25 protein-coding genes are annotated in these 26489 nt (G+C 35.7%); 15 read left to right on the top strand and 10 right to left on the bottom strand.

Going from position 1 to position 26489, the window contains the following annotated elements:
• Positions 1-62: 62 nt before the first annotated feature.
• Complete coding sequence (locus PWU04_RS04605; protein WP_274474642.1) at positions 63-2042, bottom strand: protein-disulfide reductase DsbD family protein; 1980 nt, start codon at positions 2040-2042, stop codon at positions 63-65.
• On the bottom strand, positions 2039-3355 hold the full coding sequence (gene tilS / locus PWU04_RS04600) for a tRNA lysidine(34) synthetase TilS (RefSeq protein ID WP_274474641.1): 1317 nt from the start codon (positions 3353-3355) through the stop codon (positions 2039-2041). The genes PWU04_RS04605 and tilS overlap by 4 nt, the downstream gene beginning before the upstream one ends.
• Positions 3356-3487: 132 nt before the next feature.
• Here tilS and PWU04_RS04595 point away from each other — a divergent pair, with 132 nt between their 5' ends.
• Positions 3488-4177 carry a hypothetical protein gene (locus PWU04_RS04595; RefSeq protein ID WP_274474640.1) on the top strand — a complete coding sequence of 230 codons (690 nt, stop codon included), beginning with the start codon at positions 3488-3490 and terminating at the stop codon, positions 4175-4177.
• Between the two features lie 2 nt (positions 4178-4179).
• Here PWU04_RS04595 and pabB read toward each other — a convergent pair whose 3' ends face one another.
• The gene (gene pabB, locus PWU04_RS04590) at positions 4180-5472 is read right to left on the bottom strand and encodes an aminodeoxychorismate synthase component I (RefSeq protein WP_274474639.1); all 1293 of its coding nucleotides are present in this window, start codon (positions 5470-5472) and stop codon (positions 4180-4182) included.
• A 175-nt stretch (positions 5473-5647) separates the two neighbouring features.
• Here pabB and PWU04_RS04585 point away from each other — a divergent pair, with 175 nt between their 5' ends.
• Entirely contained in the window at positions 5648-7375 is a 1728-nt protein-coding gene (locus tag PWU04_RS04585) for a tetratricopeptide repeat protein (RefSeq protein ID WP_274474638.1), read from the top strand.
• A 49-nt stretch (positions 7376-7424) separates the two neighbouring features.
• Here PWU04_RS04585 and lpdA read toward each other — a convergent pair whose 3' ends face one another.
• On the bottom strand, positions 7425-8831 hold the full coding sequence (gene lpdA / locus PWU04_RS04580) for a dihydrolipoyl dehydrogenase (protein WP_274474637.1): 1407 nt from the start codon (positions 8829-8831) through the stop codon (positions 7425-7427).
• Between the two features lie 194 nt (positions 8832-9025).
• Here lpdA and PWU04_RS04575 point away from each other — a divergent pair, with 194 nt between their 5' ends.
• Positions 9026-9235 carry a dodecin gene (locus tag PWU04_RS04575; RefSeq protein ID WP_274474636.1) on the top strand — a complete coding sequence of 70 codons (210 nt, stop codon included), beginning with the start codon at positions 9026-9028 and terminating at the stop codon, positions 9233-9235.
• A gap of 16 nt (positions 9236-9251) precedes the next feature.
• Here the strand turns inward: PWU04_RS04575 and PWU04_RS04570 are convergent, their stop codons facing one another.
• The 5 genes from PWU04_RS04570 to PWU04_RS04550 form a co-directional block, all read right to left on the bottom strand.
• Positions 9252-10064: a sensor histidine kinase gene (locus PWU04_RS04570; RefSeq protein ID WP_274474635.1), complete on the bottom strand. Its 813-nt coding sequence runs from the start codon at positions 10062-10064 to the stop codon at positions 9252-9254.
• A complete protein-coding gene (locus tag PWU04_RS04565; RefSeq protein WP_274474634.1) occupies positions 10040-10744 on the bottom strand; it encodes a hypothetical protein in 705 nt (234 codons plus the stop codon). Before PWU04_RS04565 ends, PWU04_RS04570 begins: the two co-directional genes overlap by 25 nt.
• 113 nt (positions 10745-10857) lie before the next feature.
• Positions 10858-11658, bottom strand: a complete 801-nt coding sequence (locus tag PWU04_RS04560; RefSeq protein WP_274474633.1) for a sensor histidine kinase — start codon at positions 11656-11658, stop codon at positions 10858-10860.
• Complete coding sequence (locus tag PWU04_RS04555) at positions 11631-12293, bottom strand: hypothetical protein (protein WP_274474632.1); 663 nt, start codon at positions 12291-12293, stop codon at positions 11631-11633. Before PWU04_RS04555 ends, PWU04_RS04560 begins: the two co-directional genes overlap by 28 nt.
• A 50-nt stretch (positions 12294-12343) precedes the next feature.
• Positions 12344-12718: a hypothetical protein gene (locus PWU04_RS04550; protein WP_274474631.1), complete on the bottom strand. Its 375-nt coding sequence runs from the start codon at positions 12716-12718 to the stop codon at positions 12344-12346.
• 165 nt (positions 12719-12883) lie between these two features.
• Here PWU04_RS04550 and PWU04_RS04545 point away from each other — a divergent pair, with 165 nt between their 5' ends.
• The 4 genes from PWU04_RS04545 to PWU04_RS04530 all read left to right on the top strand — a co-directional run bounded on the left by PWU04_RS04545 (position 12884) and on the right by PWU04_RS04530 (position 18053).
• Complete coding sequence (locus PWU04_RS04545; RefSeq protein ID WP_274474630.1) at positions 12884-15409, top strand: PIG-L family deacetylase; 2526 nt, start codon at positions 12884-12886, stop codon at positions 15407-15409.
• A 123-nt stretch (positions 15410-15532) separates the two neighbouring features.
• Positions 15533-17221 carry a sodium:solute symporter gene (locus PWU04_RS04540; protein ID WP_274474628.1) on the top strand — a complete coding sequence of 563 codons (1689 nt, stop codon included), beginning with the start codon at positions 15533-15535 and terminating at the stop codon, positions 17219-17221.
• A 159-nt stretch (positions 17222-17380) separates the two neighbouring features.
• Entirely contained in the window at positions 17381-17863 is a 483-nt protein-coding gene (locus tag PWU04_RS04535) for a hypothetical protein (RefSeq protein WP_274474627.1), read from the top strand.
• Entirely contained in the window at positions 17853-18053 is a 201-nt protein-coding gene (locus PWU04_RS04530) for a helix-turn-helix transcriptional regulator (RefSeq protein WP_274474625.1), read from the top strand. Before PWU04_RS04535 ends, PWU04_RS04530 begins: the two co-directional genes overlap by 11 nt.
• 52 nt (positions 18054-18105) lie before the next feature.
• On the opposite strand, the gene PWU04_RS04525 is transcribed toward PWU04_RS04530, so the two are convergent.
• Complete coding sequence (locus tag PWU04_RS04525) at positions 18106-18954, bottom strand: DUF2911 domain-containing protein (protein WP_274474623.1); 849 nt, start codon at positions 18952-18954, stop codon at positions 18106-18108.
• A gap of 226 nt (positions 18955-19180) precedes the next feature.
• On the opposite strand from PWU04_RS04525, the gene PWU04_RS04520 reads away from it, so the two are divergent.
• The 8 genes from PWU04_RS04520 (at position 19181) to alr (ending at position 26488) form a co-directional block, all read left to right on the top strand.
• Positions 19181-20614: an SDR family oxidoreductase gene (locus PWU04_RS04520; protein ID WP_274474622.1), complete on the top strand. Its 1434-nt coding sequence runs from the start codon at positions 19181-19183 to the stop codon at positions 20612-20614.
• A 4-nt stretch (positions 20615-20618) separates the two neighbouring features.
• A complete protein-coding gene (locus PWU04_RS04515) occupies positions 20619-21302 on the top strand; it encodes an SDR family NAD(P)-dependent oxidoreductase (RefSeq protein WP_274474620.1) in 684 nt (227 codons plus the stop codon).
• A 31-nt stretch (positions 21303-21333) separates the two neighbouring features.
• The gene (locus PWU04_RS04510; RefSeq protein ID WP_274474677.1) at positions 21334-21855 is read left to right on the top strand and encodes a glutathione peroxidase; all 522 of its coding nucleotides are present in this window, start codon (positions 21334-21336) and stop codon (positions 21853-21855) included.
• A 7-nt stretch (positions 21856-21862) separates the two neighbouring features.
• Positions 21863-22330, top strand: coding sequence for an SRPBCC family protein (locus PWU04_RS04505; RefSeq protein WP_274474619.1), 468 nt, complete (start codon positions 21863-21865; stop codon positions 22328-22330).
• On the top strand, positions 22327-23637 hold the full coding sequence (locus PWU04_RS04500; RefSeq protein WP_274474618.1) for a cryptochrome/photolyase family protein: 1311 nt from the start codon (positions 22327-22329) through the stop codon (positions 23635-23637). Before PWU04_RS04505 ends, PWU04_RS04500 begins: the two co-directional genes overlap by 4 nt.
• A 69-nt stretch (positions 23638-23706) precedes the next feature.
• Complete coding sequence (locus tag PWU04_RS04495; RefSeq protein ID WP_274474617.1) at positions 23707-24072, top strand: nuclear transport factor 2 family protein; 366 nt, start codon at positions 23707-23709, stop codon at positions 24070-24072.
• A gap of 110 nt (positions 24073-24182) precedes the next feature.
• Positions 24183-25337 (top strand): amidohydrolase, encoded by a 1155-nt coding sequence (locus PWU04_RS04490; RefSeq protein ID WP_274474616.1) that lies wholly within the window; start codon positions 24183-24185, stop codon positions 25335-25337.
• On the top strand, positions 25334-26488 hold the full coding sequence (gene alr, locus PWU04_RS04485; RefSeq protein ID WP_274474615.1) for an alanine racemase: 1155 nt from the start codon (positions 25334-25336) through the stop codon (positions 26486-26488). The genes PWU04_RS04490 and alr overlap by 4 nt, the downstream gene beginning before the upstream one ends.
• Position 26489 lies beyond the last annotated feature (1 nt).

Genomic DNA, 26489 nt, shown 5'->3' with positions numbered 1-26489 from the left:
TTAAAAAAAAATCGAGCCCATTAAAATGGACTCGATTTTCATAACAAAGTAATAAGATGTTATTATTTCTTGAAGTTCTCTACACCTTTTTTCAGCCAATCCAAATAATCGTCTGCATCTGGAGTGTAAGCAGTTGTATGGTTTAACAACTCCATATTGTGGTCTAACAACACATAAAATGGTTGCGAGTTATTCTTAAAGTTAATGGTTTGAAGGGTTGCCCACTTATCACCTATAGTCTTAATGTTTTTTACACCACCACTAGGTTTTAAGAACTGGAATTGTTGATCTTCTGCCAGCTGTCGCTTATCATCAACATATAATGAAATCACAACATACTCATCATTTAAAATATCGTATACGTCAGGTTTACTCCAAACCTGCTCTTCCATTTTTCTACAGTTTACACAAGCCCAACCTGTAAAATCCAGCATAATTGGCTTGTTTTGCTCTTTAGCAGCAGCAATACCTTCATCTAAGTCTTTGTAACAGTTTAGGTCTAAAGGACAATCTGACGTCTTTTCATAATAGCTATAGAACATTGGTGGCGGGAAACCGCTCAATAAGCGTAAGTTTGCTGCACTTGTATTGGTTAATCCTGGAATTAAGTAAAAAATAAAGGCGGTAGTGACTAACCCGATTACAATTCGACCTTTACTTAATTTGTTCAATGGACCATCGTGAGGGAATTTAATCTTACCGAATAAATACAAGGCCAATCCAATTGCGATAACAATCCATATTCCGATAAACAACTCTCTTTTAACCAATCCCCAGTGCTCTACTAAATCAGCATTAGAAAGGAACTTAAGCGCTAAAGCCAATTCTATAAAACCAAGAACAACCTTTACAGTGTTTAACCAACCTCCTGATTTTGGAAGTGAGTTTAACCACTTTGGGAACATAGCGAATAATGTAAATGGCAAAGCCAAAGCCAATCCAAAACCACTCATCCCCATAGTCAACTGAGTTGCTCCCCCATCAGAAGATAATGAACTTCCCAATAATGTTCCTAAAATTGGACCGGTACAAGAGAAAGAAACAATTGACAAAGTAAGCGCCATAAAGAACACTCCAATAATACCTCCAATTGCATTTGCCTTACTATCCAAAGCATTACTCCAAGACGCTGGTAACGTTAATTCGTAGTATCCGAAGAATGAAAAAGCAAACACCAAGAAGATCACAAAGAAGATAATATTTAGGGTAACGTTTGTAGAAATACTATTAAGAATTTCTGGATCTAAAGTATCCAAAACGTGAAATGGTAAACTCAATAATAGATAAATCAAGAAAATAAAGAACCCATAGAGTATTGAGTTTGCAAGTCCTTTTTGAGTATTAGTTGCACTCTTGGTGAAGAACGATACAGTCAATGGGATCATTGGGAAAACACAAGGTGTTAACAAAGCGATAAGTCCACCTAAAAAACCTAAAATGAAGATAGTGAAGTTACTTTTTTCCTTAACTTCTTCTACTTCATACTTATCCCATCCAGTCACACCTAAATTCAACTTAGCCGACTGTTCTTTACTATGATCATCAACTTCAGTTATTACCGTAGTTGCTACCTGGGCACCTTCCTCTAAAGCTACTGTTAGAGTTTCAGCATCTGGTGGCAAACACTTTTCATCATCACAAACCGAAAAATATACTTCGGCTGCAACCGACTTCAATTCTGGATTAAGCAGTTTAATCTTCTGACTAAATACTGCCTTTTTACTAAAATATTTAACCTCCATCTGGAAGATTTCATCAAAAACAGGCTTAACATCTGGTTCTGTAGTTTTTCCTATCAACTCAAAATTTCCTTCCTGATCCATAAAACTAAACTCCGTAGGAATAGGAGATAAATCACTGTCATAAGTATTTTGAGAATATAAGTGCCATCCATCTTCTATGGTTGCTGTATAGGTAAGTTCAAACTCAGAATCGGAAATTTTCTCTACGCTAGTAGTCCAATCTACTGGGTCAAAAACCTGTGAAAATCCAGATATACTTATAAAAAATAAAGCAATCAGTGCGGTTAACTTAGAGGTCATTGTTTTACTGTAATTTTTAAAATATTAGTTGTTTTCTCTGTTATTTTGAATCGGTCGTCGGCACGATGGTTGATTACCCAAACTATTTCGTTTTCAGAACATAAAAGCCACGTCTGTTCTTTTTCTATGAGCGAAAACTTCTCATCTTTAAAGAACTTACTCAGCTTTTTCTTGCCTTTCATCCCGAAAGGGTAAAAATAGTCTCCTTTTTGCCATTGTCTAACATGCAGCGGAAACTTTAACATATCTTTATCAAGAAAAATATTGTTATTTTCATGAATTCCTACAATGTCTATATTTTCTATTGTTAAAACACCTATAGGGATATGAATCTCCTTTAATGACTCATCAACAGAAAACTCTAAACTACCTTCCTGTTCACTGTTTATTGTCAAAATGAGTTCTTCTCTATTTTTAAGCAACCTATGAGTTGAAGAAAAAACCTGCTTGCCAGATTGAGAATCAACCAAATCGTAAACATCATCCCAAGCTGTAAAACCATATTCGTTTAACAACTGATAGAGATAGGCTTTGAAATGCTTTAACTTTTTTAGCTCATTTACGCTAAAGACAATTTGATTTTGATCTTCGTGAATAATCAATCGACTTTTTACAGCATCTATCCCGTCCTCTATAATTCTCGAAGACTGCTGTAAATGCTGTTGTGTTTTTTGGAAACTTTCCAAAAATTGAGGATTAATTTCCTTTAAAACCGGAACAACATCATGCCTCAACTTATTTCTCAAATATTTTGTCAATGCATTACTGCTATCCTCACGCCATTGCAAACTATTTTCTTTCGCAAAACCTTTGATATCATCTCGTGAAAATGAAAGCAATGGTCTAACAACTTTACCATGTACTAACGGTATACCAGTAAGCCCTTCCAATCCAGTACCACGACTTAGGTTGATTAAAAAGGTTTCCAGATTATCATCTGCATGATGAGCTGTAAGAATATAATCGAATTTTAATTGATTAGATAGATCCTCAAACCAATCATATCGTAATTGACGTGCTGCCATTTGTATTGACAACTTATTCTCCTTAGCATACGCTTGAGTATCGAACAATTGAGTGAACACTTCTACGTTTAAAGATTCCCCCAGTTCCAAAACGAATTCCTCATCGGCTTCGCTCTCCTCTCCTCTTAAACCAAAATTACAATGTGCTAATGCAATATTCAATTTTGCATTAGAACATAAATGCACTAAAACCACACTATCCACTCCACCAGATACAGCGAGTAATAACTTTGCTTTTTTCAAAAAGGGAAAGCTTGAATTTATATGATTCTGAAAGGCTTTTTGCATACCCCCAAATATACAATTTTGAATTCCATAAACAATTTGAAATCAACATGATAAATATTTATCAAAATATGGTGCATTTTTCGTATATTCTGATTGAAAATGAGATGTTTAACACTTATAGCTTACCTAACTATGGCTTCACTTAAACAATTACAGGATAAATCGTCACAAACCGCGTTTGACAAAAAAGTGCTCAACGTGGTGCAATATTTACATCCCTACGCGAAACACCGTCTTAATGTAGCCGAGTCAATTGGCGTATTACCAAAGAACATGTATTCATCGAATGATGTAGTAGATGATTGCATCATAAAACTTTATGACAAAGGTTACGATCCAGAATGTGAACTAGATTTAATTAAGTTACACTTATTCGAAATCGTAGATGATCACATAAACGAATTAATTAAAAAAGAAGGGTTTCATAAAAAAACCATCAGTACCAGTAAAATCCTCAATGAAGAACTTAAGCTAATGGAAGAAGAATACACTATGGACTCTGATATGGACTATGTGATGCAGGAAGATTTAGATGATATCTCCTATCATCAGGACAACAATAACACAACATACCTTTTCTCTGACTACAACCAACAGGTACTTCAAGAAATGGATATCTCCCATGAATCTGAAGAAACTACTCAAAAAATAATGAGTAAGTTTTACCATTGGCTACCATTACGAGTATCTAATATTGTTGACCTATATATTATTGGTAAACTAAGCTATGACGATATTGCTAAAATAAAACGTATAGAAACATCGCGTGTTGAAAATATCTTAATTGAAATAAAGAAACAATTTAGGTCGCACGTAGGATGAAATTAGCTTTCCAGAACATCTCTCATAGCCTTGGCTTTAATTAAGCATTCCTCATATTCCTTAATAGGGTCGCTTTTAGCTGTAATGGCTCCACCGACACTATAAGACACATATTTGTTAGTTTGATTATAAAGAATACTTCTGATTACCACATTGAAATCGAAATCACCTTCAGGAGTAAAATAACCTACTGCTCCTGAATACAATCCTCGTTTAGTAGATTCGAGTTTTTCTATGATTTTCATGGCCGATATTTTAGGTGCTCCGGTCATACTTCCCATAGGAAATGTCGTTCTGATAACTTCCACCGGTGAAAACTCAGGTCTAACTTTAGAAACAACAGTAGAAATCATTTGATGTACCTGCTTAAACGTATAAATTTTACATAGCTCTTCTACAATAACACTTCCCTTTTGAGCTGTTTTGGAAAGGTCGTTACGTACCAAATCGACAATCATTATATTCTCGCTACGCTCCTTTTCGTCTTGGCTTAGAGCTACTTTTAAATGAACATCTTCATTTAGAGTTTCTGCCCTTTTTGCAGTTCCTTTAATAGGTTGTGAAATTATAGTTTCTCCCTCTTTCTTTATATAACGCTCTGGCGATGCCGATAAAAGATATTTATCATCATTTCTTAAAAACGTTGCAAAAGGTGGTCGCGATATTTGATTGAGTTTAAAATACGTTTGCAAAGGAGCTATTGTGGCATTTTCAGAATAAAACTCTTGGCAAAAATTAGCCTCGTAAATATCTCCTCGATAGATATGCGCTAACATCTGCCCTACCTTATCACAATACTCGTCCTTGTGAATTTTGAGCTTAATCTTTATTGGTCTAGTTGGTGTTTTAGCCTCGTCAACTTCTTGCTTATCTATAGCTTTTAAGTCCTCCTTAATTTCATCAGATGCAGACAATAAATATTTAATAGTAACCTCATTTCCTTTAATGAAGAATAGCTTTTTAGGCTGAAAAAAGAAAAGTTCTGGAAACTGTAATCCATCATCGTTGTTGGATTCTAGCTTTTCAACATCATTTTTTAAGTCATAGGATAAATAGCCAAACAACCAGTCTTTAGTCTTCTGTTGGTATTCCTCTAGAGCAGAAAATGCGCCAGTATAACCCATTTCCAATTTATTATGCGCCCCAATTGCCAATACTGCATCATAACTGGTATGCATTTGTTGGTAGTTATTGGAATCAAGCCAAACCACCTCTTTATAGTGTTTACTCCATAACAATAACTTTTCTTTAAACTGAGTAATATACTTTACGGTATGAGTATAATCGGTTCGCAAATGACATTGAAATTAAATAACAAATTACCGAATTAATGCTGGTTTTGCCAAAAACCCATACAACCAAAGAAATCGGTATAATAACATTCTGATTTCTAACAAAAACAAACAATTTATAAAAACAGATATTTTGTATCTTTAAGTGTTAAAGCCTTGGAAATAAAACCCTTGCCTTATGAAAATTACTGTAACTATAATTTGTATTCTTTTATTAGCATTTGGATGCAAACAAGAAAAAAAAGATAGTACACCTAATACCAAAACACAGGAAATAGCTTCAAAATACTCTTGTGCGCCAGCAACCACAGACACACTTTGGTATTCAACTAACAGTAAAGCCCCTTTATTTGATGGTTTAGATGCTATTAACTATCCAATATCAACCAATAACCCTGAAGCCCAGAAATATTTCAACCAAGGGCTTGTTCTTGCTTACGGGTTCAACCATGCTGAGGCAGCTCGATCATTTTATTACGCTACAAAACTTGACCCAGATTGCGCCATGTGCTATTGGGGATACGCCTATGTTTTAGGCCCCAATTACAATGCTGGAATGGAACCCGATAATTACGAACGAGCGTTCAAAGCGATACAAAAAGCTAAATCGTTAGCCGAAAATGCATCCCAAAAAGAAAAAGATTTAATTAATGCCATGTCTAGACGTTATGTTGAAATTCCACCAGAAGACAGAAGCTCATTGGACAAAGCCTATAGTGAGACCATGAAATTGGTTAGTAAAACCTATCCTGATGATTTGGACATCAAAACAATGTATGTAGAGTCCCTTATGGATTTGCACCCTTGGGACCTATTCGATAAAAAAGGCAAACCAAAACCATGGACTGGAGAAATAGTAAACACCTTGGAAGAAATTATAGAAAAAAACCCAAAACACCCTGGTGCCCATCACTTTTATATTCATGCAGTCGAGGCTTCGAACACTCCTGAACGCGCTTATGCTTCTGCGAACGTTTTTGATAAAGGCTTGGTTTCTGGTTCTGGTCATTTGGTTCATATGCCTTCTCATGTGTATATCAGAACGGGTGATTATCATAAAGGTACTTTGGCCAACATAAATGCTGTAAAAGTTGATAGTACCTACGTAACCTTGTGTCATGCACAAGGAACCTACCCTCTAGCTTATTATCCACATAATTATCACTTCATGGCAGCAACGGCAACCTTAGAAGGAAATAGTAAATGGGCTTTAGTTGGAGCCAATAAAGTATCAGAACATGTTCATCCGGAAATTATGAAAACTCCTGGATGGGGGACCCTTCAACACTACTATGTTATTCCATATTACGTAAATGTGAAATTGGGAAAATGGGATGATATTCTAAACTCAGACTTAAAAACCTATGACTTACCTTACCCTACAGCTGTCAGGCATTACGCAAGAGGTATGGCTTTTTTGGGAAAGAATGATATTGATTCGGCGAAAAAAGAACTTAATGAATTGGAAAAACTATCAGCTAACGAGAACTTGAAAGAAGTTACCATTTGGGATTTAAACTCCGTGTATACACTAATGCAAATTGCCAGGAGAATTCTAAAAGCGGAAATTTTAGCCAGTCAAAAACACTTCGATGACAGCATTGTGCTTTTAAAAGAAGCAGCAGCTATTGAAGACCAACTTAACTATGACGAACCACCAGACTGGTTCTTCTCAGTGCGACATCATCTAGGAGCTGTTCAACTTGAAGCGGGAAAATATAAAAACGCCATTAAAACCTACAATCAAGATCTAAAACGCCTCCCTAAAAACGGATGGGCGCAGCATGGTTTAAAAATAGCATACCAAAAATTAAATGATCAAGAAAACCTTTCAATTATTGAAGCCTCTATCAAGGAAAGTTGGGCGCATGCAGATATTGAAATTACTTCTTCGCGCATAAAATAAAAAAGCACCCCTAGTTGGGGTGCTATATATGTATTCTAAAAGAAATTCCTTAAATATGTAACGGTCTGTTATCAGTTGCAGCCAAAGCAGCTTCTTTAATGGCTTCTGTAAAAGTTGGGTGAGCATGAGACATACGCGATACATCTTCAGCAGATGCACGGTATTCCATTGCAACAACTGCTTCAGCAATCATGTCGGCGGCTCTTGCTCCAATCATGTGAACACCTAAAATTTCATCAGTTTCCTTATCCGCTAAGATTTTCACAAACCCGTCTAAATCCATGCTAGCACGGCTACGTCCTAAAGCACGCATTGGGAACTGCCCAGCTTTATAAGCCACTCCTTCTTGTTTTAATTGCTCTTCTGTTTTACCTACAGCTGCAACTTCTGGCCAAGTATAAACAACACCAGGAATTAAGTTATAGTCGATATGCGGCTTTTGTCCAGCTAAAATCTCAGCAACCATTACCCCTTCTTCTTCAGCTTTATGAGCCAACATTGCACCTTTAACAACGTCTCCAATAGCATAAATGTTTGAAGCAGATGTCTGTAAGTGATCGTTTACTTCAACTTGACCCCTATCGTTAAGTTTTACTCCTGCAGCCTCAGCATTAAGTCCATCTGTATGAGGACGACGACCTACAGATACCAAACAATAGTCTCCTCTAAACTCTACTTCGTTTCCTTTTTTATCGTCAGCCTTTACAATTACCTCATCTCCTACACGCTCAACAGACTTAACCTTGTGCGATGTATTGATTTTAAACTTTTGCTTCTTCAAAACCTTATTAAGTTCCTTAGACAATCCACCATCCATTGTTGGAATGATACGATCCATGAACTCAACAACAGTTACATCAGCCCCAAGTCTTTTGTAAACCTGGCCAAGCTCCAATCCAATAACACCACCACCGATTACGATAAGGTGCTTAGGGATTTCCTTAAGCTTTAAAGCCTCTGTAGAAGTTATAATTCGTTCTTTATCAATGTTGATAAACGGAAGGTTTGATGGCTTACTTCCTGTAGCAATAATAGTATGTTTTGCTTCTATAGTTTCTGTTGCACCATCTTCTTTGTTGATGTTAATGTGAGTAGCATCTTTAAATGATCCCAATCCTTGGTAAACATCAATATTGTTTTTCTTCATCAAGAAATCGATTCCTCCAGTAGTTTGGTCTACAACCGCTTGCTTTCGAGAAATCATTTTCTCTAAGTTCACCTTGATTTCGCCAGGAACTTCAATACCGTGCTCTTCGAAATGCTTAACAGCATCTTCATAGTGGTGAGAAGAATCCAATAAGGCTTTACTAGGAATACACCCTACATTAAGACAAGTTCCTCCAAGGGTAGCGTATTTTTCTATAATTGCAGTTTTCATACCGAGCTGTGCACAACGAATGGCTGCCACATATCCCCCGGGTCCTGAGCCGATAACGGCTACATCGTACGAATTCATAAATTTTTTTTTATCTATTTTGAATAAAACGATTACAAAAGTACAACATTGATTTTGTATAGACACTTAACCTTTGTCTATTTTTTAGTCTAATAAGTCTAGTTTACCAACTTGACAATTCGAAGCCCATTAACATGCTTCGTATTGATTATTTCATTAATTTAAAGGATTATTAATCAATAATTCACAAAATCATGGACGAACATATTTACAAAAAGATCGAAATTGTAGGAACTTCAGAAAAGTCAAGTGACGACGCTATTGAGAATGCATTAAAACGTGCGTCTAGTTCTATACAAAACCTACGCTGGTTTGAAGTTGTAGACATTCGAGGTGCTGTAAGCAACGGAAAGGTAGAGCGTTGGCAAGCTACAATTAAAATAGGGTTTACAATGAAAGACTAGAAAACGATAATGTCTTTCATCTTTTTTCCTTTTGAAATGGATAACACAAATACAGAGCTGTTCCCTGGCCCGGAATTGACTTAAAATTGTATTGAGTTTGGATTAACTTAGCTCTGGATTCCATGTTCAATAACCCAGACCCTTTTTCTACTGACTGAAGATTAAACCCTGTACCATCATCGGTAGCGTAAATCTCTAATTTTTCGCTGGAATAGGTTAGTTTTACAGTTACGTTATTGGCTTTGGAATATTTCATTGTATTGGATAAAAACTCTTGAAGTATTCTGAAGAGAATAATATTATGTTTACCATTTTTTAAAGCCTGAGGCTGTCCATTCACATTTAAAGTAGCTTTTATTCTATTTGTTCTGTTTAGACGTTCTACAACAGCTTTTAATGACTGCTCAAATCCCTTGTATTTTATTACCTCCTGATTAAGTGATTTTGAAAGAGAGCGAACTTCATCCAAACTTTGCTTCACAACTTCTTTTGAATCAGTTAATTCCTTTTTATGATTCTCACTTATTTTGGAAAGAAGCATATTTATCTGTAAATGGGCCAGTGCCAGTAATTGACCAACGTTATCGTGAAGTTCTTGGCCTATATCCTTTAAAGTCTGCTCTTGAATTTCCATTTGGGACTTAGAAAGTTCCTCTTGAAATTCCTGGTGTTCCCTATATCGCTCCTCCAACAGTTTATTTTTTCTTCTCTGAAATACAACAAAGAACAATATTACCATAGCCGAAACCACTATGATTACAGCAATCGTATACAACAAAAGGTACCTTTCGGCATCCGTGCTGATTATTCTGTCTTGGGATTGCACCATATAAAAGCAAAGGTAAATGTGATGTACATAAATATATTACAAAACAATAAAATCAACTTTCTCAAATTTTTATACTCAATATCAGATACTGTAGCATAATAACTACTGTATATAACCAAGGGAGTATTAATAAGCCACCAAATTAAAAGAGCAGAGCTAAAATAAAAACTAAAAGATTTATAAAAGGTAAGTACTTTGTCACTTCTAAGCATTTCAGTGAAATAGAAAACTATACATAAAAATATCACGATCATTCCCATTACATTAATTAATGCAAAATACCCTTTAAAAAAATCTTCCCACTGTATTAAAATTACTCCAAGAGAAACAACCAAAAAAGCTACTGAAGTATATTTCAAAAAAGATGAAAACTTTTTACTTCTGATAATTTTTTGATAATAGTAGGCATAAAATAAAATAGCCCCTATTTTCCATGAGAGTGTATACCACCACCAATTTTCCTCAAATCGTGTGTCTTCAAGATAATTAATTGGCCAAAAGGATATATAGTTTTTATAACGCCCCACTATCTCAACTAAAAGGATATAGCCCAAAAAATAAATAAAATACTTTACAGCTGTGTCCTTAAATTTCTTGAAAGCTAAAATTCCAGCTACCAAAGCAATCAGCTCTACACTGAAAGTTATAAAATCATAGTACTTATCTAAAAAAGGTTCCAATCTTAATAAAAATTAGCTGGTCTAGAATTTTTCCTTGAATCAATCTAATATACGAAATAACCCACACAAAAACTCGCCTATATTCTTATCCTCGGACAATTACAGGAAAGAAGCTAATTTAAGGGGTATTCAAGATACAATGTAGTACCATCACCATTACCAGACTCCAACTTATATTTAGCCTTAATAAGTTCTGCTCGGGATTCCATATTGAGCAAACCTGAACCTTTTATAGTCGTTACAGGATCAAAACCAACACCATTGTCTTTTGCAATAACTATTAACTCTTCATTTGTATATTCTAAAGCAATCCTTACATTATCAGCTTTTGAGTATTTAACCGTATTAGATAGAAATTCTTGGATAATCCTAAAAAGGATAATACTATGTTTATCATTTTCTAAAACAGAAGATGTACCAATTAAATCCAAATGAGCTTCTAAAACTTTATTACGATTCAATCGTTCAACCTCTGCACGTAAAGAAGGCTCAAACCCACGGTACTTAATAACATCCTGATTGAGAGATCTAGACAAAGCTCGAACCTCTCCCAAACTCTGCTTAACCAATCCCTTGGTTTCGTTAAACGAATCTTTAGCTATTTCTCCAATTGTCGGCCCAATAATACTCATCTGCATGTTGGCAACTGCTAGCAATTGGCCTATATTATCATGCAACTCCTGACCAATACTTTTAAGCGTTTGCTCCTGTATCTCCAAACGCGTATTATTTAATTCTTGTTCAAAACGTCGCTGTTGTCTTAATTTATCCCTTAAGAGTTTATTTTTACGCTTTTGGAATACAATAAAAAATATGATTATCAAAGCGCTTACAACAACCAAAACACCAATCATATAGACCAGTAAGTAACGTTCTGCAGCAGTGCTTACTGCTCGGTTTGTGGTGTACAACATAAAAATGAAATGGTAAAAGTTAGATACATCATAACATTAGCAAACAAATATATTTGCCACTTTAAGAATACAAAATTCCAGTCGGCGATTGAGAAATAAATATCGTAAAAAACCAATGGAGTGGTAATTAACCACCAAAGTAAAATTGCTGAACTCGCATAAAAATTGAAAGAGTGATAGAACGTTAATATACGTTCACTTTGAATAATTTCAATAAAATAAAACGCTACTCCCATAAACACCAGTATCGCACCAGCAATGCCTATGGATGGGAAATAACTTTTAAAAAAAGCGTCCCAATTTGTAACAATAGTAAATATGGACACTGATAAAAAAAGCCATACCCCTACTATCAATAACTTTTTAAAAATTTTAGTCCTTAGCAGATTTTTATAGTAAATTATAATGAATACTATAGCACCTATTTTCCAAAAGATAGTGTACCACCAATGATTGGTCTCAAACTTAGTACCCTCTAAAAAACTTAAAAACCCCTTTTTAGTAAATTGGGCATACCATCCCAATTGATCACATAAGAATACCACTAAAACAAAAACAATAAAATAAAGAACAGCCGTTCCCTTGAATTTTTTTAAACATAAAACACCAGTAACGGCTGCTAAGAATTCTACCAAGAATGTGATAGTATAGTAATTTTGTCTTAAAAACTCCTCAAACATTATATCTACTGAGGATATGTAGCTTGTGGAGGATTTCCTCCCATACCGTCATTAAATGGATCAATATCTGTAAGGTCTTGGGTTGGATCAGTAGTATCTGTTTTTTTTCCTGTTGCAGTCAAAAACATGGTTGTGTACCCTGCTTTGTCTGCCAACTGTTCTTCACCGTACACACCAAGGTAAATACGTACGCCATCCATATCATAGCCATTAGCTTTAGCCTCATTCTCCGCATCGTCCAAAAACTGCCTAAGATCATCTAAAGAACACCAAACCGACCGGTTATCTGGTTTTCCAGCAGCTCTATCTACAGCTGCTTGTCGTGTATTAGTCCAATTGTCGCTTAAATCTGTTGCTTCTGCAACGGTAATTCTCTTCATTTTTATTTTTTAAAATTAGGTTAACAGCCACTAAATGTATATAAAGTTTCCTACTTATCATAATCAATTTATACAACTAGAAGATTCGTTAAATAAACTTAAAAATAACCTTTGCAGCTACCATACTTTCATATATTTGATGATTCAACAAATCACCTAAGGAAAATGCGAAACTTTATACTGGCAGTGTTTATTGGCCTTATTACCATTCACATTTCAACAGCACAACAACCAAAAAAACCTACAGCTTCAGATATTTACGAGTCTATCCAAAAACTAAACTTTTTGGGATCTGTACTTTATGTTGCAGCGCATCCTGACGATGAAAATACCAGACTCATTTCATACTTTTCGAACAATGTAAAAGCAAGAACGGCATACTTATCCCTAACAAGAGGTGATGGTGGACAAAACCTAATAGGACCAGAAATTCGTGAGCTTCTGGGCGTGATACGTACTCAAGAATTACTTGCTGCGAGAAGCATTGATGGAGGTGAACAAATGTTCAGTAGAGCCAATGACTTTGGTTACTCTAAACATCCAGATGAAACTTTGGCAATTTGGAACAAAGAGGAAGTGCTCAGCGATGTCGTTCGTGCCATTAGGAAATTCAAACCAGACGTTATCATCAATAGATTCGACCACAGAAGCCCAGGCAGCACTCACGGACACCATACTAGTTCGGCTATGCTAAGTTTTGAAGCTTTTAATTTGGCCAACGACCCAAATGTTTACTCTAAACAATTAGACGATTTTACTACTTGGCAGCCAAAACGACTATTTTTTAATACCTCATGGTGGTTTTATGGCAGTCAGGAGAAGTTCGAAAAGGCTGATAAATCAAAAATGTTAGGTATTGACGTTGGAGTATACTACCCTGACTTAGGTTTAAGCAATACCGAAATTGCTGCAATGAGCCGAAGTCAGCATAAATCGCAAGGGTTTGGAACCACGGGTACCAGAGGAATAGAAATGGAATACCTTGAATTAATTAAAGGTAAAATGCCTGCAGACAAGTCCAATATTTTTGAAGGTATCGACACGAGCTGGAATCGTATTAAAGGTGGTCAAGCTATAGGTAAAATCCTTATTGAAGTAGAACACAGCTTCAATTTTACTGATCCTTCAGCAAGCTTACCAAAATTAGTAGAAGCCTACCAATTGATTAATAACCTAGAAGATTCTTATTGGCGTGATTTAAAATCTGATGAAATTAAAGACATTATCGCTGCTTGTGCAGGACTGTATCTTGAGGCAGTTGCAGAAACAGATTCTGCCACAAAAAATGAATATGTTCCCGTTAAACTTGAAATCATAAACAGAAGTAATGCCAACATCACACTGCAAAGCTTTATAAATGCCAACGATAAAGCAACTCAAAAAAATGTAAACCTAAACTCCAACCAAGATTTTCATTTTCAGGATACGCTAAAGATAAATGGCAACCAACGTACCACAGCCCCTTACTGGTTAAGGGAAAAGGGAACACTAGGGATGTACAAAGTTGACGATCCTAATTTTATTGGTTTACCTGAAACACCTAGTTATTTTGACATGACCTTTAATTTATTGATTGAAGGTGTATCAATGTCGTTTAAAAAAGCTGTTGTTTACAAACGAAACGACCCGGTTAAAGGAGAGATATACAAACCCTTTAGTATAATTCCACTAGTGTCATCAAAAATTGACGAGAAGGTCATCATTTTTAATAGTGATAATCCAAAAACCATTACGGTTACCGTTAAGGCAGGGCGAGATAATTTGAATGGAACTGTTAAAATTGAACATCCTAAAAACTGGACCATCACACCAGCTCTTCATAACGTTTCCATTCGTTATAAAGCAGAAGACCAACACTTTAATTTTGAAGTGACTCCACCAAGTAAACAAAACGAAGCTTGGATTCACCCTATAGTAACTATTGACGGAAAAGACTATTCTCAACAACTTATTGAAATCGATTACGAACATATTCCTTACCAAACTGTATTACTTCCTAACGACAGCAAAGTGGTAAGATTGAATATTGTTAAAAAAGGAAATACCATTGGTTATATTGAAGGTGCTGGCGATGTGGTCCCTGAAAGCTTGAAACAATTAGGGTATGATGTCATTACGATTAATCCTGAAGATATCACTCCTGCATATCTAGACAGATTTGATGCTATCGTTTTGGGTATTAGAGCTTACAATACCGTTGATGCCTTAAAGTTTAAACAACAGCAATTATTCGATTATGTAAATAGAGGCGGAAATCTAATTGTACAATACAATACCAGCTTCAGATTAAAAGTTGATCAGGTTGCACCATATCCATTGGAACTATCACGTGATAGGGTAACCGATGAAAATGCTAAAGTGAAGTTTTTAGCACCAAACCACCCCATTCTTAACTCCCCTAACATTATTACAGAAAAGGATTTTGAAGGGTGGACTCAAGAACGCGGCCTATATTTCCCTGATAATTGGGACAAAGCTTTCACTCCTATCCTTTCCATGAAAGATGAGGGTGAATCAAGCAAAAGCGGAAGTTTATTGGTAGCACAATACGGAAAAGGATACTACATTTATACAGGTCTGAGCTTTTTTAGGGAATTCCCTGAAGGTGTTTCTGGTGCCTATCGATTGTTCTCCAATATGCTCTCTATCGGAAGGGATGACAACAATCTAAACAAAAAACAAAACGACTGAAATTAAATGACCAACAATAATTCAAAAGATAAAACTTCCTGGAACCTTATTTATGGTTTGGTTCTGGTAGCCAACATTATTTATTTCATCATTTTTTACATTATCATGAAATCATTTTAAGGTATGGAGAGTATCGATTGGATTGTATTAGGAGTTACCCTAATGGCTATTGTTGGTTATGGTACATGGAAAACCAGAGGCAGTAAAAATGTTCAGGATTATATTCGTGGTGGTAACCAAGCTCAATGGTGGACCATCGGTCTTTCGGTAATGGCTACACAGGCTAGTGCCATTACATTTCTTTCTACTCCTGGGCAAGCATTTCACGACGGTATGGGATTCGTTCAGTTTTACTTTGGAGTGCCAATTGCCATGATTATTATCTGTATGGTATTTATTCCCATTTACCATAAACTAAAAGTTTATACCGCCTATGAATTCTTGGAAGAACGTTTTGACCTAAAAACACGAAGCCTCACCGCTGGTTTGTTTTTAATTCAGCGTGGACTAGCAGCGGGCATTACCATTTATGCTCCGGCCATTATCCTTTCATCTATCCTAAAATGGAACCTTAACCTTTTAAACATTGCTATTGGTATTCTTGTTATCATCTATACCGTATCTGGTGGTACCAAAGCCGTTAGTGTAACCCAGAAACAACAAATGGCAGTCATATTTATAGGTATGTTTATTGCCTTCGGACTGATACTAAGTTACCTACCAGATAATATAACCTTTTCGAAAGCCATGGATATTGCCGGAGCAAGCAATAAAATGAACATTCTAGACTTCTCCTTCAATCTAGAAAATCGATATACTGTTTGGAGTGGACTTATTGGAGGAAGCTTTCTAGCTCTGTCCTATTTTGGTACCGATCAAAGCCAAGTACAACGATACTTAAGTGGTAAATCGGTTAGGGAAATGCGATTGGGGCTTATCTTTAATGGGCTTTTAAAAGTTCCCATGCAGTTCTTCATCCTTTTGGTTGGAGTTATGGTTTTTGTGTTTTATCAGTTCAACCAATCTCCAATAAACTTTAATCCACGAGCTCAAGAAGTCATTAATGGCTCGTCTTATACAAATGAATACAAATCCCTTAAAGAGCAACAGAAATTAGTTTATAATGGTAAAAAAGATTTAATTGAAAACTATTTAAATACCCCTTCTGAGGAAGAAAAACTGGAACTTGTAAAATTAAATCAAGTCGATCGCAGCAATAGAGGAGTAGCAAAGGAGTTAATTGCAAAAGCCGCCAGAGAACAAAAGGTAGATATTGAAACCAACGATAAAGATTACGTGTTCATTCACTTTATTTTAAACAATCTCCCCAAAGGTTTAATAGGACTGCTTTTGGCCGTTATTCTTAGTGCAGCTATGTCCAGTACAGCTTCGGAATTAAATGCTCTCGCATCAACAACGACCATAGATTTGTATAAACGTAATATGGTAAAGGATAAAGACGACCTTCACTATGTTAAGGCTACAAAATGGTTTACTTTGGGTTGGGGGCTACTTGCAATTACTATTGCCTGTTTAGCTTATCTTGCTGATAACCTCATACAATTGGTAAACATTATTGGCTCAATATTCTACGGTAATGTTTTAGGTATATTCTTATTAGCCTTCTTTTTCAAATTTGTGAAGGGGCATGCCGTTTTTATAGCTGCCATAATCACTCAAATTATTGTTATTATTGGGTGGTGGCAAGATTGGATGCCATATTTATGGCTTAATCTTTTCGGTTGTACACTAGTCATCCTAATAGCTATAATACTTGAAAAACTGAATCTAAAAAAGGGGAATAACATATAATACCCATTAAAACAACTGTTTTTAAGCAGATTAAAATAAACTTTCACTTTTTAAAAAAGCAACATTAAAAAGTCTCGCTTACATTACTAAATGTAAAATAAAATTGACTTTTAGTAAATAATTATATACTTTTGATATATAATATAATATCACAAGGCTATGAAAACAAATTATTTACTGCCGTATAAGTACAAATTTCTTGGTTGGATACTTTTTACCTCCGGAATCCTTGGTGGTATTTTTTTAATGCTAAATGGCTACGAATCAGATTTTTTAACACTGAAGGTACTTTCGCTCTTTGACAGCTCATTTGGCATTGGATTAAAAGAACCTCAAAATCACATTTTTAAGATTATTGATAATAGTATAACAGACGAACTTGTTAGTGTTTTAATTATTATGGGTGGTTTGTTTGTTGGATTTTCTAAAGAAAAAGTTGAAGATGAGTTCACCTACAAATTGAGAAAGGACTCCTTGGTCTGGTCAATGATATTTAATTATTCAATATTATTGCTTGCCATACTTTTGGTTTATGATTTAACCTTTTTCCACATATTGGTATTTAACATGTTTACTCCTTTGATTTTCTTTATTGTGCGATTTAATTATTTAAAATTTAAAGCCAATAGCCATGAAGAATAGTATTAAAGTACAGCGGGCCATACACGATATGACTCAAGCCGATTTAGCTGAGGCCATTGGGGTAAGCAGACAGTCAATAAATGCCATTGAAAAAGGCAAATACACCCCTTCTACTATATTGGCTTTAAAAATATCAAAATTGTTCAAAGTATCAGTTGAAGATATTTTCTCACTCGAAGAAACCGATTAAACAAAAAAAGCGCAACATTGAGTTGCGCTTTTATATAATATGCTTCTTAATACTACATTGCTCCCCACTCTTTAAGGGAATCCATGTTCATTTTAACGTAATCTTCATTTCCAGCAGCCTTTGCGCCTTCCAAAGATTGTTTAGCAATGTCTATTGCCCCTTTAGTATCTCCTGCCTTTGCATAAATTAAAGATTGTTGTCTTAATTGCCAGAACTGTGGATTGTCTGTCATATTGATAGCTTTATCCATCCATTCTTTCGCTTGGTTAATATCCTTACCCTCTTGGTAATAATACATTGCAGCTGCAAAGTAATCCTTATCTGTTGGATTTCCATTAAGAGATTCGTTAATAGATGCTAATACTTTATCATCTGTAGGTACCGAAAAAGGAATGGCAATATAGGTCTTCTCCCAAATCATATCAATTGTACCTCCACCATTTGTGATATTATTAATATCGATGGTAAAAGTCTGAACATCGAAGGGAAGACTATACGACTTTACTTTAGCAATCGCTGCTACATTAGCTTCGTCCCACTTTTCAGGTAAACCCCAATTATCTGTATTTGCATAAAAATAAACCTCCCATAAACTCTCACCCGGTTTAGTATAAATAGCATACGATCCTGGCTTTAGAGTATAATCACCAATCACTACGTTATCAGTAAAAGTAATCGTAGTGTTTTTGTTAGCACCAGTTCTCCATTTTTTATCAAAAGGTACTAAGTCTCCAAATACAGTACGACCTCGCATAGATGGTCTTGAGTATTCGATTGTAAAATCGGTTAATCCAACTTTTTGCTCTAATTTACTCGAAGGACTTGGTTGAGGTGCTTTTACCTGACCGTAAGAACTCATTGTCAAAGCAAATGCAGCACATAGTAACATAAGTTTTTTCATTGTTCGCGAATTTTAAGTGTTTTTGTTAGTAATCAATTTAAAATTAAAAATTTAAATAAGCTAGAATTGTTAACAAAACCTTAAATAACATATATTAATGTACGAATACCTATAATTTACTGATAAGCAGCACCTCACAAAAGTTAAAAACAAAAACTGTTTGTCAAACAAAATACGATCAATTGTTAGACAATTCACTATCTTTACATAAATAAATAAAAAATAAATGAAAATTCTTGTTACAGGTGCCACAGGTTATATTGGAAAACGACTCATACCTCTATTACTCAATAAAGGATTTCATGTCGTTGCAGCTGTGAGAGATAAAATGCGGATTGAACAAGAATTTTTGGAAGAAGAATTGTTTTCTGTTGTTGAAGTGGACTTCCTTAAATCAAATAGCCTAAATGCTATTCCTAAAGATATTGATATAGCATATTACCTCATTCACTCCATGTCGAGCACATCAAAATCATTTGAAGACTTAGAGTCCAATTGCGCTATTAACTTTAAGCTACACATGGAACAGACTTCTGTTAAACAGGTTATATACCTTGGAGGAATAACCAATGACACTTCTTTATCAAAACATTTAGCGTCAAGAAAACAAGTTGGTGAGATATTACAATCCAATCATTATGCCTTAACGGTTTTTAAAGCAGGTATCATTGTTGGATCTGGAAGTAGTTCATTTGAAATTATAAGGGACTTGGTCGAAAAGCTGCCCATAATGATTGCTCCTAGATGGCTAAACACCAAGACCCAACCATTGGCTATACGTGATGTACTTTCATATTTGGTCAATGCAGCTGGAAATCAAGAGGTTTTTAACAAGAGTTATGACATTTTCGGACCTGAAGTATTAACTTACAAACGTATGCTTCTTGATTTCGCAAAAGCTAGAAACCTCAAAAGAAAAATTATTACGCTTCCAGTTCTTACCCCTAGACTATCTTCCTATTGGTTATATTTTGTTACTTCTACTTCTTACAAACTTGCTACAGCTTTAGTTGACAGTATGAAGGTTGAAATTATTGGAAAACCCAGCAAGATCAACTCCATTTTGGATGTTAACCCAATCAGTTATCAAGAAGCTGTAAAAAAAGCATTTGAGAAAATTGAACAAAACAGCATCATTTCGAGCTGGAAGGATTCGTTTATTAGCGGAAGATTACAACACAAGGCCCATTACTATATAAACGTACCTTCATATGGTTGCTTTAAAGATAAGAAGGCAAGACCGGTTGAAAATGAAGAAGAAACACTCAATAAACTATGGTCTATTGGAGGGGAAACAGGATGGTATTATGGTAATTTACTATGGAAAACAAGAGGTTTTATTGACCAAGTTCTCGGAGGAACTGGACTAAGACGTGGAAGAACCCACCTAAACGAACTCCAAACAGGAGATGCTCTAGATTTCTGGAGGGTGATTTTTGCTGATAAAGAACAAAAACGACTTCTACTCTATTCAGAAATGAAACTTCCAGGAGAAGCCTGGTTGGAATTTAAAATTAGACAACATAAGTTATTTCAAATCGCAACTTTTAGGCCACACGGCCTTGCTGGTAGACTTTATTGGTACAGCGTTTTACCCTTTCACTATTTTATCTTTAACGGAATGATCGACAAACTCGTATCTACACAAAAAAATAAATGATGCTATGGAAAAAATTATAATTATTGGAGGAAGTAAAGGTATAGGTTTAGAAATAGTCAAACTCCTCGTAGACAGTTTCATAATAGTAAATGTAAGCCGTACGGCTCCCCCCATACAATCTGACAACCTATCGCATGTAAACTGTAATATATTAACTGATGATTTACCAGAAATCCAAACAGCTGATCATTTGATTTACTGCCCAGGTAGCATCACCCTTAAACCTTTTGAGCGGTTGAATATTGAGGATTTCAAGAGAGATTTCGAAATAAACTTCCTTGGGGCTGTAAAAGCAATCCAACATGTTTTACCTGTACTAAAACAAAGTAAAAACAGCAGCATTCTTTTATTTAGTACCGTAGCTTGCAAACTAGGTATGCCTTTTCATAGCAGTATTGCGGCTGCTAAATGTGCTGTAGAGGGCTTAACTAAGTCATTAGCCGCAGAATTAGCTCCTAAAGTAAGGGTAAATGCCATTGCTCCGACTGTTACAAAAACAGAATTAGCTGCAAAACTTTTACGAAACGAAAAGCAGGAAGCCAATCTTATAGATAGACATCCTTTAAAAAAAATCTTGGATCCAAAAGAAGTTGCTACTATGGCTAAATTTCTTTTATCCCAAGAGGCGAAAAGCTTTTCTGGTCAAATCTTCGAAATGGATTGCGGAATTACAACTTTGAAACTTTAAAATCATGAACCTTAACCAAACTATATTGATTATGCAATTGTTGATTCTTTCATTCTTCAACTCAACCAATGGGCAAAATCCATCACAATCTATTTATGATATTAAAATAGATGGTATTGATGGGAATCCCATACAACTTTCCCAATTTAAGGGAAAGAAAATGCTCATTGTCAATGTTGCTTCAGAATGTGGTTTTACCCCACAATATGAAGACTTGGAAAAACTTTACGAAACTTACAAAGACGAACTTGTTGTTATTGGGGTTCCGTGCAATCAGTTTGGTGGACAAGAACCAGGAACAGAACAGGAGATACAAACCTTTTGTCAAACAAAATTTGGAGTATCGTTTATTATGACCGAAAAGGTTGACGTAAAAGGTAAACAACAACACCCTTTATACAAATGGCTAACTAATAAATCCCTTAACGGTGTTAAAAACAGCTCTGTAAAGTGGAACTTTCAAAAGTATTTAATTGATGATAAGGGGCATTTGATTGACTATTATTATTCACTAACAAAACCATTGAGCAATAAAATTACAAAACACCTATAACCAAATCATGTCACTGTATCAATTGTATAGAAAACAACAACTTCCCATTGGGATCGATGAAGCTTGGGAGTTCTTTTCAAACCCAGAGAACCTTAAGGAGATTACTCCAAAACATATGGGCTTTGAAATTGTTTCTTGTGATTACAAAAGTATTTATGCTGGGCAAATAATCCAATATATAGTCTACCCCATTCCTGGAATAAAAACCAAATGGGTAACGGAAATCACCCATGTAAAGGACAAATATTATTTTGTGGACGAACAGCGATTTGGTCCCTATGCACTTTGGCATCACAAACACTTTATAAAGCCCATTGAAGGTGGGGTTGAAATGGAGGATCTTATTGACTATAAAATCCCATTGGGTATTATCGGTAGAATGATACACCCTATTTTGGTAAAACCCAGATTGGAGCACATTTTCAACTTTCGCTACAATAAACTAGAATCCATTTTTGGAAAATACACACTATGAATTCTCCTATTGCTATTTTTTGGTTCCGCCGTGACTTGCGTTTAGAAGATAACACAGGTTTATACCATGCACTAAAAAGCGGTCTGCCTATATTACCAATATTCGTTTTTGATAAAAACATACTCGATTCTTTACCTAAAAAAGATGCTAGGGTAGAGTTTATTCACTCTAATCTAAACCAGATTAAGTCGGTTTTGGAAACACAGTACCAAAGTAGCCTAAAAGTGCTTTACAGCACTCCTTTTGAATGCTTTAATTCATTGATTAGTAATTTTAACATTAAAGCAGTTTACACTAATCATGACTACGAGCCTTATGCCCAAAAACGTGATCAGGTGGTAAAAGATTTACTCAAAACAAAGAATATTGATTTTCACAGCTATAAAGACCAAGTGATATTCGAGAAAGACGAAATCGTTAAGTCCGATGGCGATCCTTACAAAGTCTATACACCTTATATGAAACGTTGGATGGCTCAATTAAGTTCTGACAATACGAAATCTTTCCCTTCAGAGAACTACTTGGACAATTGCACAAAAACAGATGCTTTTGACTTTCCCGCACTGAAGGAATTGGGATTTGAAGTTTCGGAACACCTCATCAAACCTTTTGATATTTCCGAATTTCTTCTGAATCAGTATGAAAAGACACGGGATTTCCCTGGAAAAGATACAACCTCTAGGATTGGTCCTCATCTGAGATTTGGAACAATCAGTATTCGTAAAGTCGTTAAACGAGGTCTCAAACTAAAAAACAACACCTTTTTAAAGGAATTGATATGGCGGGAATTTTTCATGCAAATCCTTTGGCATTATCCCGAAACTGTTACCAAAAGTTTCAAACCTCAGTACGACACTATTGTTTGGCGCAATGATAAAAGTGAATTTAAAAAATGGTGTGAAGGCAACACAGGTTACCCTCTTGTAGATGCCGGAATGCGCCAGCTCAATCAAACGGGATTTATGCACAATCGCGTAAGAATGGTCGTTGGCAGCTTTCTCTGCAAACACCTGCTTATAGACTGGCGTTGTGGAGAAGCCTATTTTGCAGAAAAACTACATGATTTTGACTTGGCAAGCAATGTAGGTAATTGGCAATGGGTTGCTGGATGCGGTGTTGATGCTGCTCCGTATTTCAGAATTTTTAACCCTACTACACAAATAGATAAGTTTGACAAACAACACACTTATATCAAAAAATGGGTCCCAGAATACCAAGAACTAACCTACCCCAACCCCATGGTAGACCATAAATTTGCACGTGAACGATGCTTGAAAACTTATAAGGCTGCCTTAAACCAAAACTAACATTTATTTAATACTCAGGGGCTTAATAAAACTGTACCTTTATAAGGTAATTAATTATTAATCAATATTATGAATACACAGGAAGTAGCTAACAGATTAGTATCATTATGCCGTGAAGGCAAAAACATGCAAGCCCTCGAAGAACTTTATTCAGACAACATTGTAAGTAAGGAAATGAGCTGGATGCCGGGAGAAGTTGTAGCGGAAGGCAAAGAAGCAGTCACCAAAAAAAGTCAGGAATGGTACCAAAATGTGGAAGAGTACCATGGAGGAACAGTTTCCGATCCTTTAGTTGCAGGAAACCATTTTAGCTGTACAATGGATATGGACGTAACATTTAAAGATAGAGGAAGACAACAAATGCAAGAGGTTTGTGTTTATGAGGTTAAGGATGGCAAAATAGTAAACGAACAGTTTTTCTATTCTGCGGAATAAAAGTTTTATACTCAAAAATTACTGGCGCCTTAGGGCGCTTTTCTTTTTTCTTAACATGAGCATTTTACATCCTCATAGATAATGCTTAACTTAAAGCAATCCTCTAAGCTATGCAAAACACAACGAACAGATCCAAAATTCAACAATTAATAGACTTCCGGCGCGAAACACACAAAATCCCTGAGTTATCTGGCTTTGAAAAACACACAGCCTCTAAAGTCGTTTCTTTCTTAAAACAATACAATCCTTCGTTAATTATTGAAAAGGTAGGAGGACATGGTGTCCTTGCCATTTTTGATAGTGGAAATAATGGAAAATCCATTTTGTTAAGAGCCGAACTGGACGCGCTTCCCATAGAAGAAACAAATACTTTTGATCATCGTTCGAAAATCCGAGGTATTTCCCATAAATGTGGACATGACGGACACATTACAATTCTCTTGGGTTTGGCTCAAAAACTTCAAGAAACACCTCCTCCTTACGGAAAAGTTTTTTTGTTGTTCCAACCAGCAGAAGAAACCGGAAATGGTGCAAAAGCTGTTTTGGATGACAGCAAATTTAAAAACCTCCATTTCGACTTTGTATTCGCATTACACAATCTCCCAGGATACCCTCTAAACCAGATAGTCGTCAAGGAAAATACTTTCACTGCAGCTGTATGCAGTTTAATAATCACCTTAAAAGGCAAAACATCACATGCTGCAGAACCAGAACACGGAATTAATCCTGCATGGGCTACATCGGAAATCCTAAAAGAGATTCAACCTCTAAACAACAACAAACCAAAATCTGATGCTTTTTCGGTAATTACACCTGTATATATTAACCTTGGTGAAAAAGCCTATGGTGTAGCTCCCGGCAATGGTGAAATTCACTTAACAATACGCTGCTGGACCGAAGAACGATTGATGAATTTAATTCATAAAATCAAAGCTATTACCAAAGAGGTAAGTGATCGTCTTAATATTAAATACCAATTGGAGAAAGCCCAACACTTCAGAACCAATAAAAATCATCGTGAGGCGGTAAAAATAATTGGCAAGGCAGCTGAAAAAAATAAACTAACGTTATCCATTCAGGACACTCCCTTTAAATGGGGTGAAGATTTTGGTCTCTTTACACAAAATTTTAAAGGCGCTATGTTCGGATTGGGAGCCGGAGAAGATTGTCCTGCTTTACATAACCCTGACTACGATTTCCCCGACACACTAATTCCAACAGGTATTAATATGTTCTATGAAATAATGCTAAATATCCTCAAATGATGTTCCACACTTCAACAATAGAAATCAGTAAATCAGCTCTGGAACAAAATATTGCTTTCATTAAAAGCATTCTCAAAAATGGTGTACAATTATCATCAGTAGTAAAAGGTAATGCCTATGGTCATGGTATAGAAGAGTTTGTTCCTTTGGCTGAGAGCTGTGGCATAAATCATTTTTCGGTATTCAGTGCTGAAGAAGCGCGTCGCGTAAAAGAATCAATCATAACAAAGCCTACAATAATGATCATGGGGTCTCTAGACAAAGATCAAATGGCCTGGGCCATAGAGAATGGTATTGAGTTTTTTGTGTTCAACATACAAAGACTTGAGGAAGCAAAAAACATATCGAACCAACTTAATCGAAAAGCTATAATCCATATAGAGGTTGAAACAGGAATGAACAGAACTGGAATTCCCGTTAAAGAGCTAGAATATGTCATTTCTTACCTAAAAGAACATTCTAGCTATCTCCAATTTAAAGGGCTTTGTACTCATTATGCAGGTGCAGAAAGCATCGCTAACTACCATAGAGTAAAACATCAGAAAAAAACCTTTAAAAAAGCCTGTAGGATATTTGAAAAACACAATTTAAAACCCGAGATAAACCATACCGCATGCTCAGCCGCCACGATAAGATACCCCAAAACCCAAATGGATATGGTTCGCATAGGGATTATGCAATATGGTTTTTTTCCAACTAAAGAAGTATTGATTGACTATTTAGGCAAAACGGGGACAAACATAAACCCTCTGAAAAGACTTATAACCTGGACAAGCAAGGTCATGGATATTAAAGAAGTGAAAGCTGGTGAGTTTATAGGGTATGGCACATCATATTTGGCAAACCGAGATATGAATATTGCTGTTATTCCCGTAGGCTATTACCATGGCTTTAGCAGGTCATTAAGCAATCAGGGCCGCGTGTTAATTAACGGTCATCGCATTGGTGTTATCGGAATGGTAAATATGAATATGCTAACGGCGGACATCACTGAAATAAATGACATTTCCATTGGAGACATGGTCACTTTAATAGGAACACAAGGCGAACAGGAACTTTCTGTTGCTTCGTTCAGTGAGTTTGCTAACCAGATTAACTACGAAATTTTAGCCCGTTTACCAGAATCAATTCCAAGAATTGTTAAAGTATAAC

Origin of the sequence: Mangrovimonas aestuarii (assembly GCF_028767185.1) — a bacterium.
GTDB classification, from domain to species: domain Bacteria; phylum Bacteroidota; class Bacteroidia; order Flavobacteriales; family Flavobacteriaceae; genus Mangrovimonas_B; species Mangrovimonas_B aestuarii.
This window is presented reverse-complemented; position numbering and strand designations above follow the sequence as displayed.

Excerpts from the sequence above, each read along its gene's own strand:
- PWU04_RS04515 (WP_274474620.1), top strand. The coding sequence starts at position 20,619 with ATGGAAAAAATTATAATTATTGGAGGAAGTAAAGGTATAGGTTTAGAA.
- PWU04_RS04545 (WP_274474630.1), top strand. The coding sequence starts at position 12,884 with ATGCGAAACTTTATACTGGCAGTGTTTATTGGCCTTATTACCATTCAC.
- PWU04_RS04575 (WP_274474636.1), top strand. The coding sequence starts at position 9,026 with ATGGACGAACATATTTACAAAAAGATCGAAATTGTAGGAACTTCAGAA.
- PWU04_RS04605 (WP_274474642.1), bottom strand. The coding sequence starts at position 2,042 with ATGACCTCTAAGTTAACCGCACTGATTGCTTTATTTTTTATAAGTATA.
- PWU04_RS04525 (WP_274474623.1), bottom strand. The coding sequence starts at position 18,954 with ATGAAAAAACTTATGTTACTATGTGCTGCATTTGCTTTGACAATGAGT.
- PWU04_RS04535 (WP_274474627.1), top strand. The coding sequence starts at position 17,381 with ATGAAAACAAATTATTTACTGCCGTATAAGTACAAATTTCTTGGTTGG.
- PWU04_RS04505 (WP_274474619.1), top strand. The coding sequence starts at position 21,863 with ATGTCACTGTATCAATTGTATAGAAAACAACAACTTCCCATTGGGATC.
- PWU04_RS04495 (WP_274474617.1), top strand. The coding sequence starts at position 23,707 with ATGAATACACAGGAAGTAGCTAACAGATTAGTATCATTATGCCGTGAA.
- PWU04_RS04500 (WP_274474618.1), top strand. The coding sequence starts at position 22,327 with ATGAATTCTCCTATTGCTATTTTTTGGTTCCGCCGTGACTTGCGTTTA.
- PWU04_RS04560 (WP_274474633.1), bottom strand. The coding sequence starts at position 11,658 with ATGTTGTACACCACAAACCGAGCAGTAAGCACTGCTGCAGAACGTTAC.
- PWU04_RS04530 (WP_274474625.1), top strand. The coding sequence starts at position 17,853 with ATGAAGAATAGTATTAAAGTACAGCGGGCCATACACGATATGACTCAA.
- PWU04_RS04490 (WP_274474616.1), top strand. The coding sequence starts at position 24,183 with ATGCAAAACACAACGAACAGATCCAAAATTCAACAATTAATAGACTTC.
- alr (WP_274474615.1), top strand. The coding sequence starts at position 25,334 with ATGATGTTCCACACTTCAACAATAGAAATCAGTAAATCAGCTCTGGAA.
- PWU04_RS04585 (WP_274474638.1), top strand. The coding sequence starts at position 5,648 with ATGAAAATTACTGTAACTATAATTTGTATTCTTTTATTAGCATTTGGA.
- PWU04_RS04550 (WP_274474631.1), bottom strand. The coding sequence starts at position 12,718 with ATGAAGAGAATTACCGTTGCAGAAGCAACAGATTTAAGCGACAATTGG.
- PWU04_RS04595 (WP_274474640.1), top strand. The coding sequence starts at position 3,488 with ATGGCTTCACTTAAACAATTACAGGATAAATCGTCACAAACCGCGTTT.
- PWU04_RS04540 (WP_274474628.1), top strand. The coding sequence starts at position 15,533 with ATGGAGAGTATCGATTGGATTGTATTAGGAGTTACCCTAATGGCTATT.
- lpdA (WP_274474637.1), bottom strand. The coding sequence starts at position 8,831 with ATGAATTCGTACGATGTAGCCGTTATCGGCTCAGGACCCGGGGGATAT.
- PWU04_RS04520 (WP_274474622.1), top strand. The coding sequence starts at position 19,181 with ATGAAAATTCTTGTTACAGGTGCCACAGGTTATATTGGAAAACGACTC.
- tilS (WP_274474641.1), bottom strand. The coding sequence starts at position 3,355 with ATGCAAAAAGCCTTTCAGAATCATATAAATTCAAGCTTTCCCTTTTTG.
- PWU04_RS04510 (WP_274474677.1), top strand. The coding sequence starts at position 21,334 with ATGCAATTGTTGATTCTTTCATTCTTCAACTCAACCAATGGGCAAAAT.
- PWU04_RS04570 (WP_274474635.1), bottom strand. The coding sequence starts at position 10,064 with ATGGTGCAATCCCAAGACAGAATAATCAGCACGGATGCCGAAAGGTAC.